Source organism: Mariniflexile sp. (genome assembly GCF_041583155.1).
In the GTDB taxonomy this organism is placed as follows: domain Bacteria; phylum Bacteroidota; class Bacteroidia; order Flavobacteriales; family Flavobacteriaceae; genus Mariniflexile.
The window spans coordinates 1-16,014 of record NZ_JBFHGK010000067.1 but is presented as its reverse complement, the minus strand read 5'-3'; the positions used below and the strand labels follow the sequence as shown (position 1 = coordinate 16,014).

The 16,014-nt window shown below is 35.2% G+C and carries 16 protein-coding genes; 14 read left to right on the top strand and 2 right to left on the bottom strand.

Annotated elements, in window-relative coordinates:
- Nucleotides 1-812, bottom strand: an 812-nt coding sequence (locus ABYI63_RS16160; RefSeq protein WP_372757843.1) for an OmpP1/FadL family transporter, incomplete at its 3' end; no start/stop codon positions are given.
- Between the two features lie 184 nt (nt 813-996).
- Nucleotides 997-2,889, bottom strand: a complete 1,893-nt coding sequence (locus tag ABYI63_RS16155; RefSeq protein ID WP_372757842.1) for a hypothetical protein — start codon at nt 2,887-2,889, stop codon at nt 997-999.
- A gap of 174 nt (nt 2,890-3,063) precedes the next feature.
- On the opposite strand from ABYI63_RS16155, the gene ABYI63_RS16150 reads away from it, so the two are divergent.
- From ABYI63_RS16150 to ABYI63_RS16085, 14 genes are all read left to right on the top strand, one after another.
- The gene (locus ABYI63_RS16150) at nt 3,064-5,307 is read left to right on the top strand and encodes a molybdopterin-dependent oxidoreductase (RefSeq protein WP_372757841.1); all 2,244 of its coding nucleotides are present in this window, start codon (nt 3,064-3,066) and stop codon (nt 5,305-5,307) included.
- Nucleotides 5,304-5,837, top strand: coding sequence for a 4Fe-4S dicluster domain-containing protein (locus tag ABYI63_RS16145; RefSeq protein WP_372757840.1), 534 nt, complete (start codon nt 5,304-5,306; stop codon nt 5,835-5,837). Before ABYI63_RS16150 ends, ABYI63_RS16145 begins: the two co-directional genes overlap by 4 nt.
- Nucleotides 5,838-5,849: 12 nt before the next feature.
- Nucleotides 5,850-6,809, top strand: coding sequence for an NrfD/PsrC family molybdoenzyme membrane anchor subunit (nrfD, locus tag ABYI63_RS16140; protein ID WP_372757838.1), 960 nt, complete (start codon nt 5,850-5,852; stop codon nt 6,807-6,809).
- Nucleotides 6,810-6,821: 12 nt separating this feature from the next.
- A complete protein-coding gene (locus tag ABYI63_RS16135; protein ID WP_372757836.1) occupies nt 6,822-7,352 on the top strand; it encodes a YeeE/YedE thiosulfate transporter family protein in 531 nt (176 codons plus the stop codon).
- 19 nt (nt 7,353-7,371) lie between these two features.
- Nucleotides 7,372-7,962: a YeeE/YedE thiosulfate transporter family protein gene (locus tag ABYI63_RS16130; protein WP_372757835.1), complete on the top strand. Its 591-nt coding sequence runs from the start codon at nt 7,372-7,374 to the stop codon at nt 7,960-7,962.
- A 21-nt stretch (nt 7,963-7,983) separates the two neighbouring features.
- Entirely contained in the window at nt 7,984-8,640 is a 657-nt protein-coding gene (locus ABYI63_RS16125; RefSeq protein WP_372757833.1) for a rhodanese-like domain-containing protein, read from the top strand.
- Nucleotides 8,641-8,755: 115 nt separating this feature from the next.
- Nucleotides 8,756-9,373: a rhodanese-like domain-containing protein gene (locus ABYI63_RS16120; RefSeq protein WP_372757832.1), complete on the top strand. Its 618-nt coding sequence runs from the start codon at nt 8,756-8,758 to the stop codon at nt 9,371-9,373.
- A 309-nt stretch (nt 9,374-9,682) separates the two neighbouring features.
- The gene (locus ABYI63_RS16115) at nt 9,683-10,660 is read left to right on the top strand and encodes a rhodanese-like domain-containing protein (protein ID WP_372757831.1); all 978 of its coding nucleotides are present in this window, start codon (nt 9,683-9,685) and stop codon (nt 10,658-10,660) included.
- 29 nt (nt 10,661-10,689) lie between these two features.
- On the top strand, nt 10,690-11,706 hold the full coding sequence (locus ABYI63_RS16110; RefSeq protein ID WP_372757829.1) for a rhodanese-like domain-containing protein: 1,017 nt from the start codon (nt 10,690-10,692) through the stop codon (nt 11,704-11,706).
- 22 nt (nt 11,707-11,728) lie between these two features.
- Nucleotides 11,729-12,778 carry a porin gene (locus ABYI63_RS16105; protein WP_372757828.1) on the top strand — a complete coding sequence of 350 codons (1,050 nt, stop codon included), beginning with the start codon at nt 11,729-11,731 and terminating at the stop codon, nt 12,776-12,778.
- 125 nt (nt 12,779-12,903) lie between these two features.
- Nucleotides 12,904-13,563, top strand: a complete 660-nt coding sequence (locus tag ABYI63_RS16100; RefSeq protein WP_372757827.1) for a Crp/Fnr family transcriptional regulator — start codon at nt 12,904-12,906, stop codon at nt 13,561-13,563.
- Nucleotides 13,564-13,686: 123 nt separating this feature from the next.
- A complete protein-coding gene (glp, locus tag ABYI63_RS16095; protein ID WP_372757826.1) occupies nt 13,687-14,865 on the top strand; it encodes a gephyrin-like molybdotransferase Glp in 1,179 nt (392 codons plus the stop codon).
- Nucleotides 14,866-14,867: 2 nt separating this feature from the next.
- A complete protein-coding gene (locus ABYI63_RS16090) occupies nt 14,868-15,206 on the top strand; it encodes a winged helix-turn-helix domain-containing protein (RefSeq protein ID WP_372757825.1) in 339 nt (112 codons plus the stop codon).
- Between the two features lie 170 nt (nt 15,207-15,376).
- On the top strand, nt 15,377-16,014 hold a 638-nt coding region (locus tag ABYI63_RS16085; RefSeq protein WP_372757823.1), incomplete at its 3' end, for a sulfite exporter TauE/SafE family protein.

Here is a 16,014-nt window from a genome sequence, read left to right as displayed (position 1 = left end):
TATCCAACTCCAATCGACATAATTGCTGGATAATCCATTTGGAATGTATTTTTACTTGTGGTATTATCTAAATAAGTATTAGTAAATTCGAATTCACTGAATGTTTGTGCGGTTTTATAAGAAGCACCTAGTTTTAATCCGAATCCTGAATCATAAAATAATCCGAATTGTGCGCCATAACCTATAGCCGAAGCTTTATCGGTTGTTGGATACCCGGCCGAAGTAGGATTAGCAGTAGGGTTTGGTGCCAACTCTAAAGCAGCATAATTTATATTGGGTTGAATACCGATAGAAATTTTTTCGGTTAATTCATAAGCATAGGATAATCCTATTTGCAGCAACATATAATCAGATTCTATATGCCCAAAACCACCATTACTTTGCGGCATATTAATGGGATTGGTCATACTCTCAGGAAACGTCACTCCAAAACCACTAATACCAAAAGCAGATGCACCGAAAGTATGTTTGCTACCTTCTTTACCCCAAACCATGGCTAACGCCGGCATTGGAGATATTCCTCTATCATCTTCCGTATTGCCACTAAATGTTCCTACTGAAGTTGGCATGGATGAAAATAATTCGGGAGACGAAAAGAATAAGCCAACATCAAGCTTTAAAATTTTACTATCGAAAGTTGAAAGTGTTGCCGGGTTCCATTGCATAGCTCCTGAAATATCAAGTGGTTGTGCAGTAGCAGCCCCACCCATTGACATGTTTACAGCGCCTACACCCTGCATAATATGTGCTGCTTGAGAAAAAATAGCAGAGGTAAAAAACAAAAAAAATAATTTAATAAGGTTGGTTTTCATAATTAGGTTATTTGTGCATCAAAAAATGACACGATTAGAATAGTTGTTAACACAAATTTAACACGACTTATCTCCCTTATCTATGATATTTGTTAGGTTTTAACATCCAAAAAGACTAAAAGCCCCCTTATGTAACCTATGTTACACAAGAGTTTGGGTGTTATTAAAAGCCTATATCAAAAAGCTAATTATTTGGCAAAACACAAGAAGCACTTATGCGTTTTAAAACACGGTTTAAGCCTAAATCCAATGTCTGCTTCATTACTTTAGAATTATCTTTATGGCATTGCAAACAAGCCCCCACCAAGAGCAGCCGTTTTTGCTCAGCCACAATAAAGGGTCTAAAATCTGTTCTTGTAGATTTTACAACACCCTTTTTTTCATTTTTCAAAAAAGGAACCCAAGCATCTTCAGGTAAATTATCGTAATTGTTTAAAGCGTATTCTGGTGTAAAAACCCATTTCCCACTTTTACCTTTAACTTCATATATCAAAGCGCCATTGCCATACCCCAAAGTGGCAGCATCAGAGTGACAGGATTTACAGTCTCGAACATTTTTTGTAATAGTATGCGGGGAGTTTGGCGCATACAACCTATGAAAAGACACATCGTCTCCTATTTTTTTACCCGAATAGCTTCCTTTATCAATGGTTAATATCATTCCCGGAATTGCGGGTTCAATTTTTTTCCCTTCTTTAGTTTCTCGAACACCTAAAGCTGGTTTAGACGAACCAAATTCTGCCACATATTCTTTCCATTGGCCTTTTACATACTTCTTATCTAACAAATCGAAGCCACTTGCTTCATCTTTATCAAATTGATTATGACAACCAATGCAACGCGGCGTCCATGAGGAATGACAACTAGAACAACTCACCTTTTCATGAGACCTATCACCCGAACAGGCTAAAGATTGTTGTTTTAAATCATGGTATTTACCATCCTTTTTTCCTATTAAATAACCTTTGCCATTTGAATCTACAAAGGTATTAACCAGGGGATTTTTGTCCTTTTGGGTTACGATTATCTGTTTGTCGGAATGTTTGTAATCCCGATGCAAAAACACCAACCTACTTTCTATGTCTAAAGAATCATAAGGAATCGTATTTGGAATATTTTTAAAATGGCAATCACTACATTGTATTTTTACCGCTTGTTCAGCGTGCGCATAGGTTTTACCATCTCCCATTACTTCGTGTGAAGAATGACAATCTATACAAAGCAATCCTTTGGTATGATGCACATCTTCTGCAATATATTTATATACCCTCTCATCTTCTAACACCTTATAACTCTTATTGTTTTTTACATCCTCTTTAGTTAAAAGTGTTTCTTGAAGTCCTATATAATTGGTTGAAATTCTGCTGGATCTGCTATGACAACCAAAACAATGGGTATCGTTCACAAAAATATTTGTTGCAGGATGAAAAGATGGTAGTTTCTTTTTCCCAGAAGCCAAATAGGCATCCAAACCTTCTTTTGCCTCTTTAGAGTAATTTAAATGACAGGCATTACAACCACCTCCCCGACTAATTTGAGTTATTGGTCCGAAATTAGATTTTTCAGCACCTAAATGACAATTGGCGCACAAATCTCTTATATGTTTATCTGAAGCCGTAGTTTTCACATCCTTAATATGGTAATGATAATCAGGAGAATCTGCTTCACCAAATATAAATTTATCAACTGCTACCAAACCACTGTTGGTAGTCATTAATGATTTATTCACTTTATCTAATTCATTTGGGTGGCATGTCCCGCAGGTTGCCTTTGCATCAGCTAAATTTCCAGGAATTAAAACCAAGCCCTCATGAGCCTCTTCTTTATTAAACGCTTTTATATTTCCTAAGTGGCAACTAGCACAACCAATAAGTTCTGGATTATGAAAATCTGAAAACCCTTTTGTCATTTCATGGCAAGCAATACACGACTCTGCATTCAAAACATGAGATACAGATCTATTATCCTCATAGATAGCATCAGTATTAAAAAAATACTTATTTCTAAAAACAAAAAGAACTGCAAATAGCAAGAACACCAATACAATAAGTCCTTTAAAATAATTTTTGTTTTTCATCTTTCTGAATGTCTATCAAAATTACAATTTTTAAAATCTTAAATACCAATTCATTGGAATAATATTTAATGCTTATGTAACATTTGTTACATATAAAATGCTGATTACATGACAATTATCATATAGCAAAACGCTTTTTATGGATAAATTTATTTCCGAAAAACAATTAAACTTATGACCACTTCTAGAAGAAAATTTATTAAAATTTCTGCCTTAGGTTTAGGAGGTTTGGCAGCAGGCACCACCGCTATTAAAATGTTCGGAACTAATTCATACCTAGACACTTTAGCAGCAAAAAGCATTACAAAAAACTTCAACAGAACAGCTACTTATTGTGAAGTTTGCTTCTGGAAATGTGCCGCTTGGGCTTATTCTGATGACGAAGGAAATATTCAAAAAATAATTGGAAATGATGATGATTCGCATTGTAATGGCCGACTTTGCCCCCGTGGAACAGGTGGTGTTGGAATGTATAGTGATACCGACCGATTAAAAACACCTTTAATTAGAACCACCATAAACGGTGAAGAAACCTATAGAGAAGCCAGTTGGGAAGAAGCCCTAGATTTAATAGCCAGCAAATTTAAAGGCATAAAAGACACTTATGGTGCTGAATCTATTGCCCTCTTAAAACACGGCTCTCCTGGAAGTCATTTAGAACATTTATTTAAAGCCATGGGTTCTGATACTATTGCAGAACCAGCTTATGCCCAATGTCGCGGACCAAGAGAAACAGGCTTTGGATTAACGTACGGTAGTTGGGTTGGATCACCAGAACCAACAGATATAAGAGACACCAAATGCCTTGTATTAATAGGTTCACACATTGGTGAGAATATGCATAATACACAAGTTCAAGAAATGTCCGACGCCATAGATAACGGCGCAACCATTATTACAGTAGATCCGCGCTTTTCAACAGCCGCAAGTAAATCGGAACATTGGTTAGCAATTAAACCAGCAACAGATATTGCTTTATTATTGTCTTGGATGCATGTTTTAATTGAGGAAGATATTTATAATAAAAAATATGTAGAGAAAAACACTTCAGGTTTCGAACAACTAAAAGCACACGTAAAAAAATACACACCCGAATGGGCTTATGGTATTACAACAATAAAGCCTGAGGATATTAGAAAAACCGCTCGCATTATGGCGAATGCTGCACCCTCTGCAATAATTCATCCTGGCAGACATGTAACTTGGTATGGCGACGACTCACAGCGAGAACGTGCCATCGCTATACTAAACGGGCTACTAGGTTCATGGGGAAATCGCGGCGGATTTTATTTAAAAGAAGGTTTAAAAGTACCCGATTTTCCTTGTCCTGAATACCCAGAACCTAAGTGGGGATGGAAAGAGATTGGAGAAAAATATCCTTACGCGGAAATGGGTAATACCAGCGAAGTTATTAATGCAACTATAGCAGGCTCAAACAGCAAATACCCCATAAAAGCCTGGATGGTAGCCGGAACAAATTTAATTCATACTTTACCTCAGCGAGATAAAACAATCGAAGCTATTAATGCCTTAGATTTCATGGTGGTAATTGACACCATGCCAATGGAAATTACAGGTTATGCAGATGTGGTGCTTCCGGAATGTACTTATTTAGAGCGTTACGATGACATTCGGTCCGCCCCAAATAGAAATCCGTCAATAGCTATTAGAATTCCAGCTGTAAAACCAAAATATGATTCCAAACCAGCATGGTGGATTAGTAAGCAAATTGGCGAACGACTTGGTTTGGGCGATTACTTTAATTATAATGATTTTGAAGAAGTTATTGAATGGCAATTACAACAATTAGGAACTTCATTGGAAGAAATGAAAAAACTAGGTGTTAAAAATTATGATAGAAAATCTGGCCCCCTATTCTTTGAAGAGAACAAAACGAACGTTTTTGCAACACCTACTGGAAAAATTGAGTTTTATTCTCATGATTTGGCCAATAAAGGGTTTGACCCCATACCCGTTTATACACCACACCCTGAACCTCCACAGGGGTTTTACCGACTAAACTATGGGCGATCACCAATGCACACCTTCAGCAGAACTATTAATAACCCGAACTTAAACGACTTAAAAAGTGAAAACACACTTTGGGTAAACCCAAAAGTTGCTAGAATATTAGGGCTACAAAAAAACCAGGAAGTTTGGTTGAAAAATCAGGATAATGTGCTCTCCACTTTCTCCATTAAAGTTAGAGTAACGGAACGCGTTCGTTGGGACTCTGTTTACATGTATCATGGTTTTGGCCATAACAATAAAAAACTAACCAGAGCTTTTGGTAAAGGAGTTAGCGACACCGATTTAATAACAAAAATTGTTGTAGATCCACTAATGGGCGGTACTGGCCTAAGAGGAAACTTTGTTTCCATATTAACCGAAAATCCACATAAAAACGAAGCGATATGAGATATGCCATGGTAATAGACACTTTAAAATGTGTTGGATGCAGTGATTGTGTTGTGGCCTGCCAAACAGAAAACGACGTTCCTATTGGGTATTGTAGAGACTGGATTACAGAATCAGTACATGGAACGTATCCAAACGTTGTAATGGAATTAAAATCAGAACGATGTAACCATTGTGAAAAGGCTCCCTGCGTAAGGTGCTGCCCTACTGGAGCAAGCCATATTGTAGATGGCGGTATTGTTTTAGTAACACCTAATGAATGTATTGGTTGTGGCGCATGTATAGAATCTTGTCCCTACGATGCGCGCTTTCAACATCCTGATGGCTATGTAGACAAATGTACCTTCTGCCATCACAGATTAGAAAAAGGACAACAACCTGCATGTGTTTCGGTTTGCCCTACTAAATGTATGTATTTTGGAGATTTAGACAATCCAAACAGTGAAGTGTCTCAATTACTAAAAAACAGAAAACATAAAACCTTGGCTCCAGAAGCCGGAACGAAGCCTCACATATATTATTTAATTTAAAGAATAGCTATTATGCAAGAAGAATTATTTACAAGCGGACGACATATTCCCAACATAGATCCTTCATTACAAATTTGGCACTGGCCAATTTCATTATACCTATTTTTAGGAGGACTCGCTGCTGGCATCTTATTTTTTGCCGCCCTATTTTATATATTAGGAAAAGACAAGGAGTATCCAACAGCAGTAAAAATAGCCTCAATTGTACCACCAATAGCATTATCCATTGGCTTACTTGCATTAGTTTACGATTTAACCCATAAACTTTACACTTGGCAACTATATACTACATTTAGAATTGAATCTCCTATGTCTTGGGGTGCTTGGGTTCTACTTATAGTAACGCCATTGTCTTTCCTTTGGACTTTTAGTTATTACAGAGAAGTATATCCAAAAATGGAAGCAAAACTGAAACTGTTTCAACGTTTAAAATTTCTCAATTCGCTTGAAGCTTTTCTTAGTAAAAACAGAATATATATAGCTTATGCTTTAATTCCGTTAGCATTAATATTAGGTGTTTATACCGGAATTTTATTGTCGGCATTCAATGCAAGGCCGCTTTGGAACAACGCTATATTGGGGCCTTTATTTTTAACTTCTGGGCTTTCTACTGGTGCGGCAGCCATTATTTTATTATCAAAAGACAAACACGAAAGACACCTTTTCGGAAAAATAGATTTAGCACTAATCATTGTTGAATTGGCTTTAATTGTACACATGATTATGGGTTACTATGCAGGCTCTCAAGTACAATTGGAAGCTATGCAATTATTAGTTGGCGGCGATTTTACAGTTATGTTTTTCGGTTTTGTAGTCATTCTAGGCCTATTGGTTCCTGCTGTAATGGAACTAATTGATCTTATAGGCTTTAAAGTTCCGGTGATTGTACCTGCTACGCTAGTAATTATTGGCGGACTCGTTTTTAGATTTGTTATGGTAGAAGCCGGACAATTAACCCGATACTTATATTAAAATTATATACAGATGAAAAAAGATAATCAAGCAAATAAACACGTGTATTGGAACCCATATTTTGGTGGTTTCCTTTTAGGGCTCATAATCATTTTTACCTTTTATATAACAGGCAGGGGTTTAGGAGCTAGTGGTGCCATGAAAAGCAGCGTAGTATCTATTGTAGATACCGTAGCACCTACCCACGCTGAGAATAACGCTTATTACAAAAATTTTATAAGTGAAGACGACTCCCCAATGAACACTTGGTTAGTTTTCGAAGCTTTGGGTGTTTTAATCGGTGCTTTTATATCGGGTGGTTTAAGCGGACGCATTAGTTGGAGAATACAGCATTCACCAAAAATTTCTAGCAAACGACGACTCGTTTTCGCTTTGATTGGTGGTATATTATTTGGTCTTGGTGCTCAAATAGCCAGAGGTTGTACCAGTGGTGCCGCTTTAAGCGGAATGGCTGTATTATCTGCCGGAGGTTTTATAACCATGCTAGCCATTTTTGGAACCGCCTATTTAACGGCTTACTTTTTTAGAAAAAACTGGATTTAACAATTAAAAAAACAATATTATGGGACCATTAATTCCTAACGATTTAATTCCATTAGAATGGAACAATATCATTGCAATACTAATTGGTATCGCCTTCGGGTTTGTACTTGAGGCTTCTGGCTTTTCTTCTTCTAGAAAATTAGCCGGTGTTTTTTACGGTTATGATTTTGCCGTACTAAAAGTATTTTTTACAGCAGCCATAGTATCTGTAATCGGTTTATATTACATGGACTACCTGGGTTATTTAGATATCACACAACTTTACGTGCATCCTACTTATTTATGGGCAGCCATTATTGGTGGTGCGATTATGGGAGTTGGATTTGTTGCCGGTGGATTTTGCCCTGGAACGAGTTTATGTGCCGTTGCCATTGGTAAATTAGATGCTTGGGTTTATGTTCTTGGTATTTTGGTTGGTATCTTTATCTTTTCTGAATTATTCGATTTTATTGAACCTATTTTTGATGGTTATAATTTTGGGAACATCACCCTAATAGATACCTTCGAATGGGATCCTTATTGGTTTATTTTCATCTTTGCAATTGTAGCAATTATAGCATTTGCAGTTGCTGATTTTGTTCAGAAAAAAGTAAAAAAGGTGTTTTACTAATTAGTTAATACAATAAGCAAAATGGCTAATAAAAATAAATCAAAATTTTCAGGATTACAATATAAGTTTTTAGCAATCATACTTTTAATACTTGCAGGTGGATTAGTTGCATTGCCTAAATATGAAAAAAACGAAGGCATAAAACCAGTACAATTACTTGCCAACGTTATCAATCCCGCACGTTATATTTCAACGGATGAAATTGCTCATAAGATTATAAGTCAAGACCGTTCTTTTATATTAATTGATGTAAGAGATGAAGAAAGCTACAACAAGTACACATTACCAAATGCAGTACATATTCCACTCAAAAAGATATTAGACGAAGAATTTTCTATGTATGTAAATCAAAATCAATATGATGTGATATTTTTTTCAAATGATAATTTTTATTCTGATCAGGCTTGGGTTTTATGTAATAGACTCGGATACAAAAATCAGCGCGTTTTAAAAGGTGGTATAAATATGTGGTTTAAAACCATTATAAACCCACCAAAACCGTCGGAAAACATGCCTGAAGAAGCCTTCAATTTATATAGCACCAGAAAGGCATCTAGCATGTATTTTGGAGTAGTTTACCCCGAACAAGTAAAAGCTCCCGAACCTGTAAAAAAAGTAGCACCAAAACAAATTATAACTGTTAAAAAGGTAAAGAAAGCACCTGAGGGAGGTTGCTAATTTAAGAAGCTAAGTATCTATTTGTTTTTAAAACACCAACTACTAAATAATAATTAAGAAGTTAAATGATTAAGAAGTGTAAGGTGAAACAACTAACAACAATAAAATCACACACATGAAAGAAATGGAAAAAATACAGCGGATATCAATTGTTTCTATCTTATTTATATTGGCAGTAATAATTGGACTCCTTACTTATAAGAGGCCAAAAAACACCTTTACTATTAATACGAAACCATCACTTGAAAAACTAACATCTGAAAACTTCTTTGTTTCACTAGAAAACGGAAACGTTTCTAATTATCAATTAATTGATATTAGAAATGTATACGAATTTGAAAAAGGTCATTTAAATAATGCCATAAACATTCCTACCCCAGACATTTTAGATACAGAAAATTTACAAATATTCAAACAACTAAAAAATAAAAACAAAACCGCCGTTTTATACGGAGAGAACCCCCAAGAAGTTAATCCTGTGTTTTTAATACTATATCAAATGGGTTATGATAATATTAAAATATTAAAAGCAGAAAACAGTTATTCACAAAACAAACTGATTACAAAAAATTGTGAAATTGAAAATTATGAAAAGGATATTACAGCATTTATCAATGAATCTGTGAAAGCTGCCGAAGTCATCCCGGAAAAAATTAAAAAGGTAGCACCACCAGTTAAAAAAATTATCATTTTAGAACAAAAGAAGAAAAAAGCCCCAGAAGGTGGGTGCTAAGTAATACCAGACTTAAAAGCTGCTTTTTAATAAAGCAGCTTTTTTTTTGTAAAAACATCAAAACTCTCCTAAACTAGCACTTAAAAGCAAGGCTTTAAAGTACTATGGTTTTTTATCTCTAAAATCCAATTTTAATAAAACTACCCACACACACCTTAAAACACTGTCTATCTGAATTTTAGAAATGTAACAAATGTTACAGAATTGACCCAATATGTATTAGTATAAGTTGACAAAAATCATAAAAGTTGGCGGGTTTCAATCGTAAATTTAATCAACTTAAACCACTGACAACTAAATATTTACACCATGAAAAAACAATTGATTTTTGTATTTACAATACTATTAAGTTTAGCAACAGTTTTCAAGAGTTATTCGGCATCTGCTACTTCTAACACCAATCCTCCAGATGAATTCGAAACACTTGTAAATTACATTGAAGCATCAAGCAACTTCCTTAAAAGCGAACTACCTATTATCATGGCTTCCGAAGTTAAAGATAATATGAAAAACCCAAAATATCATATTATAGATATTAGAAACGATAGCTGGTTTGAATACGGGCATATAAAAGGGGCCGTTAATGTAAAAGCAGAAACCTTACTTTCTTATTTCCAAGGCAAAATTAAACCAACAGATTTCGATAAAATTGTACTAGTTTGTTATTCTGGGCAGTCTGCAGCGTTTTATTCCGGACTTCTAAGATTGGCAGGATATTCAAACGTATATAGCATGAAATGGGGAATGAGTTCCTGGAGAGAAGACTTTGCAAACAACGCCTGGAACAAAAACATAGCCAATGATTATGCTTCAAAAATAGAATCGATTGAAGTTGAAAAAAAAGTTAAAAACACCCACCCCATATTAAAAACTGGAAAAACGGAAGGCAAAGACATATTAATGGCAAGATTAGCAGAGGTTTTTGCCAAACCTTACAACGAGCTAATTGTAAAACCTACGGAGATTTTTGAGAAACCTTCTAATTTCTACATTATTAACTACTGGGATCAAAACAAGTGCCAAGGCCATCTTACTGGCGCTATTCACTACACCCCAGAAGCCTCATTAGCTAACGATTTAATGACACTTCCCTCTAATGAGAAAATAGTAGTATATGAGGCTACAGGACAAAAAGCAGCATATATCGTTGCCTATTTAAATGTACTAGGCTATAACGCCGGCAATTTAGCTTACGGAGAGAATAGCTTTATGAATAGCCTATTAAAAGAAAATGGCATGGATGCATTTACCAAAAAGGAAATAAACATGTATCCTGTTATTGAATAAAAAACCAATTAACCACTAAATACTAAGTCATGAAAAAACTATCATTTTTAATTTTAGGATTACTTTTTATACCTACATTTTTGCTAACCTCCTGCGACCGAGGAGACGACCCTTCATCCGATGTTGTGGCTACAGCCAAATTCACAATAATGAAAGACTACATGGTACAAAACAATTTGGATATTGATAAAATACTCACTAATACTGATGGCGAATCGTTTGTAGTACCTGCGCCTGCATCTTCCGATTTGGTAGATGCATTCCTAAGCTCCTACTATATTATGGATATAAGAAGTGCTGCCGATTACACTACTAGTCACGTTGCTGGAGCTAAAAACGTAGCTTTCTCAAACATTTTAACCGAAGCTGAAAAAGCCGGCACCAAACCTATTTTGGTAGTTTGTTACACAGGCCAAACAGCTTGTTATGCAACCGCTTTATTGCGAATGTATGGCTACTCGAAAACAAGAGCCCTAAAATGGGGCATGTCTGGCTGGAACTCAAGTACTGCCAATTCCTGGAATAATGCCATTGGTAATTCTGCAAGCAACCATATAAACTGGTCTTACTCGGTAGCGCCTTCCAATGTAGTATATGTGGACCCATCTATTACTAGTCAATCATCAGATGGACTAACAATTCTGAAAGAGCGTGTTGAAGCTACTGTGGCTTTAGGCTTTCAAACTGTAAAAGGAATAGACGTATTGAGCAGTCCAAACAACTACTTTATTAATAATTATTTTTCTGAAACCGATTATTTAGGCTATGGACATATCGCCAATGCCTATAGAATAAAAGAAGACCTGTTACTTACCAATAATGGGTACTTAGGTCTTAACCCCTCTGCCAATGCTAAAGTAGTAACCTATTGTTATACAGGGCAAACTTCTGCCGTTATTACCGCCTGTTTAAGAGTTTTAGGTTACGATGCATATAGTTTAACCTTCGGAATGAATGGCCTTTATAACAGTAACCCTGGTTGGGGAACAAGCCCAAACAAATGGAGCGCTTCCATGTCTAAAAACTACGCCATAGGCAATAACTAATTGAACTTCTAAACAATATACTATGAAAAATATTAAATACATAGCAGTTACAATTGGTATGCTTTTACTGTCTGTTAATATGACTGCACAAGGCTGTGAAGGAGATTTACCTATTGCAACAGATTCTACAAAGGCCCCTTCTGTAATTATATTTGGCTACATTCAACCTGAATATGATTATAATTTTACAGATGCCAAGGACAATACATTTAAGTTTAAACGTGCCAGAATTGGAGCTAGAGGTGCATTTTACGACGATTTTGCATACTATTTCATGCTAGAAGCTAGTCCGTTTGTAGGAAGCACAGGTGACGCCTATCTTATGGATGCATTTGTATCTTACACTAAATACAATTGGGCAAAAGTATCCATAGGTACTTTTAAACAACCTTTTAGTTTGGACGTGGCAACACCTTGCCATAGCTTAACCACCATAGACCGATCTATTGTAGCAGACCAATTGGTAGCGCCTCAAAGAGACTTTGGGTTAATGCTTTTAGGTGGCAATAATTACACAAAATTCAATTATTGGGTAGCTTTAATGAATGGTAGAGGCTTACAAGTAAAAGATGATAACACCAAAAAAGATTTGATTGGTAGAGTCACCTACAAAGTAACTAGCAATTTAACCATAGGAGGAAGTTTTAGATATGGTTATCCAATACCTAACAACATTGAAGATTCTAGAACATCTGTTGGTGCTGAGTTTTTATTAAAATTAGACAATTTAGCACTTCAAGGCGAGTATATTTATGATGAAGGTGCCTACTTTAGTGGAGCTACAGGAGGCTGTGGTTCTACCCCAGTTGCCTTGGGAGAAAAAAGAGATGGTGCCTACATTATGGCTTCTTATAGCGTTGATGAAAAAATTCAACCCGTATTTAAATATGAATTTTTTGATCCCAATTTAGACTTAAAAGACGACGGTTCTTATATGGAACGAATGACAATCGGTGCAAATTATTTCTTTAATGATAAAGTAAGATTCCAACTAAATTATCAAGCTAATATAGACACCGTAGTTAATGTAGATAATGATGCTTTATTAGCCCAAGTACAAATTAAATTTTAATAAAATAAGTGACTCAATTCTATTAAAAAGTTCAGTTTGTTTGAACTTAAAACCCTCCAAGTAAACATGGAGGGTTTCCTTTTTTATTGATTATCTTTGTGTAAACCAACTGAATATTAATAAGTATGGAGACTCTAAATTTATTACTTAAAGAAAAACTGATTAGCATTTATTCTGAAGTTTTTGAAGAAGAATTAATAGAAGAAATGACAAAAGTCTGCCATTTAAACAAAATACCTCAAGGCAATCTTTTAATTGATATTGGTGATGATATGAGCCATATTCCGCTTTTACTGCAAGGTCTGGTTAAAATAATTAGACGTGATAAAGACGGTGAGGAAATAGTGCTTTATTTTTTAGAACCTGGAGAGTCGTGTGCCATATCTTTCGCTAACTGCATCAATAAAAGGAAAAGCATTTTTAAAGGAATTATTGAAAAAGATATTGAGGCTATTTTTCTACCGGTAGAACTAATTGATCCTTGGTTAGCTAAATACAAATCCTTCCGACATTTTATTATTGATAGTTACCATATTCGGTTAATAGAAATGGTAGACTCCATAGATAGCTTAGCCTTTCTTAAAATGAGTGAACGAATATTAAAAAATTTAACCGAAAAAGTTAATTTAAATAACAGTATTGATCTTGATATAACACACCAAGACATTGCCAACGATTTAAATACCTCTCGCGTTGTTGTTTCCAGAATATTGAAACAATTACACGACGAGAAAAAAATATATTCAACCAGAAATAAAATAAGAGTTTTAGAACTTTACAAATAGATACATTATCCTTAATAATACTCCTAAATAATTTCAATTTCATAAATAACACAAAGAACTAATTTAAATCATATACTACTGTTTCTTATTTCGTTATATTTGTAAATACATAACGAAATTCAAATGATTTCCATAGAAGAAGCCATTAATATAGTAAAAGCTACTGCCAAACCACTTTTGCAAAAAACAGTAAAGACCGTTGAAAAATCGGGAAGTTACTCGCTGTCTGAAACCATTTATTCACCTATAAACATGCCGCCATTTAGGCAATCTGCCATGGATGGATATGCATTACACCTACATAACAACCTAACATACAAGCTTATTGGAGAAGTGAAAGCTGGTGACGCACATCAACCACATTTAAAACCAGGTGAAGCTATTCGCATTTTTACCGGTGCTCCTGTTCCTGATTCTGCTAATGCTGTGGTGATGCAAGAAAAGGTTCTGATTAATGAAAACACATTGACAATTCAAAATCGAGTTGCCGAAAACACTAATATTCGCCCTGAAGGAGAACAAGTAAAAAAAGGTGATATCGCTTTAGCCAAAGGCACAAAATTAACGCCAGCTGCAATCGGGTATTTAGCTTCTTTAGGCGTTTCAAATGTTACGGTATTTAAAAAACCTTCTATTGCATTAATAACGACTGGAAACGAATTGGTAGAAGCTGGCAAAACCTTAAGCTACGGTAAAATTTATGAGAGCAATTCCAAAATGCTTCAAAGCGCTCTTTACAATTTAAAATTTTATGATGTTAGCATTCATAAAGTTGAAGACAATTACAATAAAACTGTTTCAAAACTAAAATCCGTTATTGCCAAAAATGATATGGTTATTATTACCGGAGGTATTTCAGTTGGCGATTACGATTTTGTTGGAAAAGCACTTACCGAATTAAACGTAGTAGAACGCTTTTATAAAGTAAAACAGAAACCCGGAAAACCACTGTTTTTTGGGAATAAAGAAGATAAACTGATTTTTGCATTACCTGGAAATCCGGCAGCTGCATTAACCTGTTTTTATGCTTATGTATATATAGCACTTCAAAAAATGATGGACAAAGAGGACACTGAATTGCCAAGAGTTAAAGCTAAATCTTTAACCCAATTTACTAAAAATGGTGACCGACCACAATTTTTAAAAGCAATTTATACCAATGGTCATGTTGAAATTTTAGAAGGACAAAGTTCAGCAATGCAACAAACGTTCGCTCTTGCCAATGCACTTGTTTTTGTTCCTGAAGACATAACGAATATTAAAATAAATGATACTTTAGAAACCATGCTTTTACCTGTTTAATTATGAGTTATAAAATAAAAAGTCGCATTTGGATTGAGTACGACAACCACGTGTTATTAGGCGAAGGTCGTGTGCAATTGCTTAAAGCAATAGACGAAACAGGGTCGTTATCAAAAGCTGCAAAATCATTAAATCTATCTTATAAAAAAGCTTGGAACCTTATTGACTCCGTAAACAAATCGGCTAAAAAACCAGTTACCATAAATTCCACCGGTGGTAAAGGAGGCGGTGGAGCGGAATTGACTGAATACGGCAAATCATTAATCCAAGTTTTTGATGAAATAAATACTAATTGTTGGGAGTTTTTGGATGTCCAGCTTCAAAAAATTGAGAAACTATAAAACTAAGAAAGATATTGTCGCCTCGAGCATTGCCGAAAGCAAAACATGTTTTGGTTGAAGGTAGCTCACAAAGCGAATCAAGAGGTTATTATTTGGAATACTGTAAAAGGTCTCGACTGCGCTCGACCAGACAAAACAAAATATTTTGAAACTTTAGACACTTAAAATAAATGTTACAAACCGAAAACATATATCTATTTCTACTAGTACTCCCCATAGTATCATTCCTCTATTCGAGTGTAGGTCATGGCGGTGCCAGTGGTTATTTAGCTTTAATGGCTTTGTTTTCGTTCGCTCCAGAAACTATGAAACCCACTGCCCTACTACTTAATTTATTTGTAGCGGGAATTTCGTTTTATTATTTTTATAAAGAAGGCTTTTTCAATAAAAAACTGTTTCTTTCATTCGCAATCACGTCTATTCCTTTAGCATTTATCGGCGGTACCATCGAGATTGATGCTTCTTGGTACAAAAAAATATTAGCTATTTTATTAGTCTTCGCTATTTTAAAAATGCTCAATGTTTTTGGTAAAGAAACTAAAAACATAAAAGAAGTTAAACTATGGCAAGGACTTTTAGCTGGTGGCATTATTGGTTTCTTTTCTGGCTTAATTGGCATTGGTGGTGGCATCATTTTAACACCATTAATTTTACTCCTGCATTGGGGTAATATGAAAGAAGCTGCAGCTGTTTCTGCCCTTTTTATTTGGGTAAATTCTGCTGCTGGACTAGTCGGACAAATAAGTAGCGGCATTCAAATAGAACTAGAATCGTTTGTTTTAGTGGGCATTGCACTTTTTGGAGGTAT

Bases quoted from the DNA above. Each gene is read 5' to 3' on its own strand.
- ABYI63_RS16155 (WP_372757842.1), bottom strand. From the start codon at position 2,889: ATGAAAAACAAAAATTATTTTAAAGGACTTATTGTATTGGTGTTCTTG.
- ABYI63_RS16150 (WP_372757841.1), top strand. From the start codon at position 3,064: ATGACCACTTCTAGAAGAAAATTTATTAAAATTTCTGCCTTAGGTTTA.
- ABYI63_RS16145 (WP_372757840.1), top strand. From the start codon at position 5,304: ATGAGATATGCCATGGTAATAGACACTTTAAAATGTGTTGGATGCAGT.
- nrfD (WP_372757838.1), top strand. From the start codon at position 5,850: ATGCAAGAAGAATTATTTACAAGCGGACGACATATTCCCAACATAGAT.
- ABYI63_RS16135 (WP_372757836.1), top strand. From the start codon at position 6,822: ATGAAAAAAGATAATCAAGCAAATAAACACGTGTATTGGAACCCATAT.
- ABYI63_RS16130 (WP_372757835.1), top strand. From the start codon at position 7,372: ATGGGACCATTAATTCCTAACGATTTAATTCCATTAGAATGGAACAAT.
- ABYI63_RS16125 (WP_372757833.1), top strand. From the start codon at position 7,984: ATGGCTAATAAAAATAAATCAAAATTTTCAGGATTACAATATAAGTTT.
- ABYI63_RS16120 (WP_372757832.1), top strand. From the start codon at position 8,756: ATGAAAGAAATGGAAAAAATACAGCGGATATCAATTGTTTCTATCTTA.
- ABYI63_RS16115 (WP_372757831.1), top strand. From the start codon at position 9,683: ATGAAAAAACAATTGATTTTTGTATTTACAATACTATTAAGTTTAGCA.
- ABYI63_RS16110 (WP_372757829.1), top strand. From the start codon at position 10,690: ATGAAAAAACTATCATTTTTAATTTTAGGATTACTTTTTATACCTACA.
- ABYI63_RS16105 (WP_372757828.1), top strand. From the start codon at position 11,729: ATGAAAAATATTAAATACATAGCAGTTACAATTGGTATGCTTTTACTG.
- ABYI63_RS16100 (WP_372757827.1), top strand. From the start codon at position 12,904: ATGGAGACTCTAAATTTATTACTTAAAGAAAAACTGATTAGCATTTAT.
- glp (WP_372757826.1), top strand. From the start codon at position 13,687: ATGATTTCCATAGAAGAAGCCATTAATATAGTAAAAGCTACTGCCAAA.
- ABYI63_RS16090 (WP_372757825.1), top strand. From the start codon at position 14,868: ATGAGTTATAAAATAAAAAGTCGCATTTGGATTGAGTACGACAACCAC.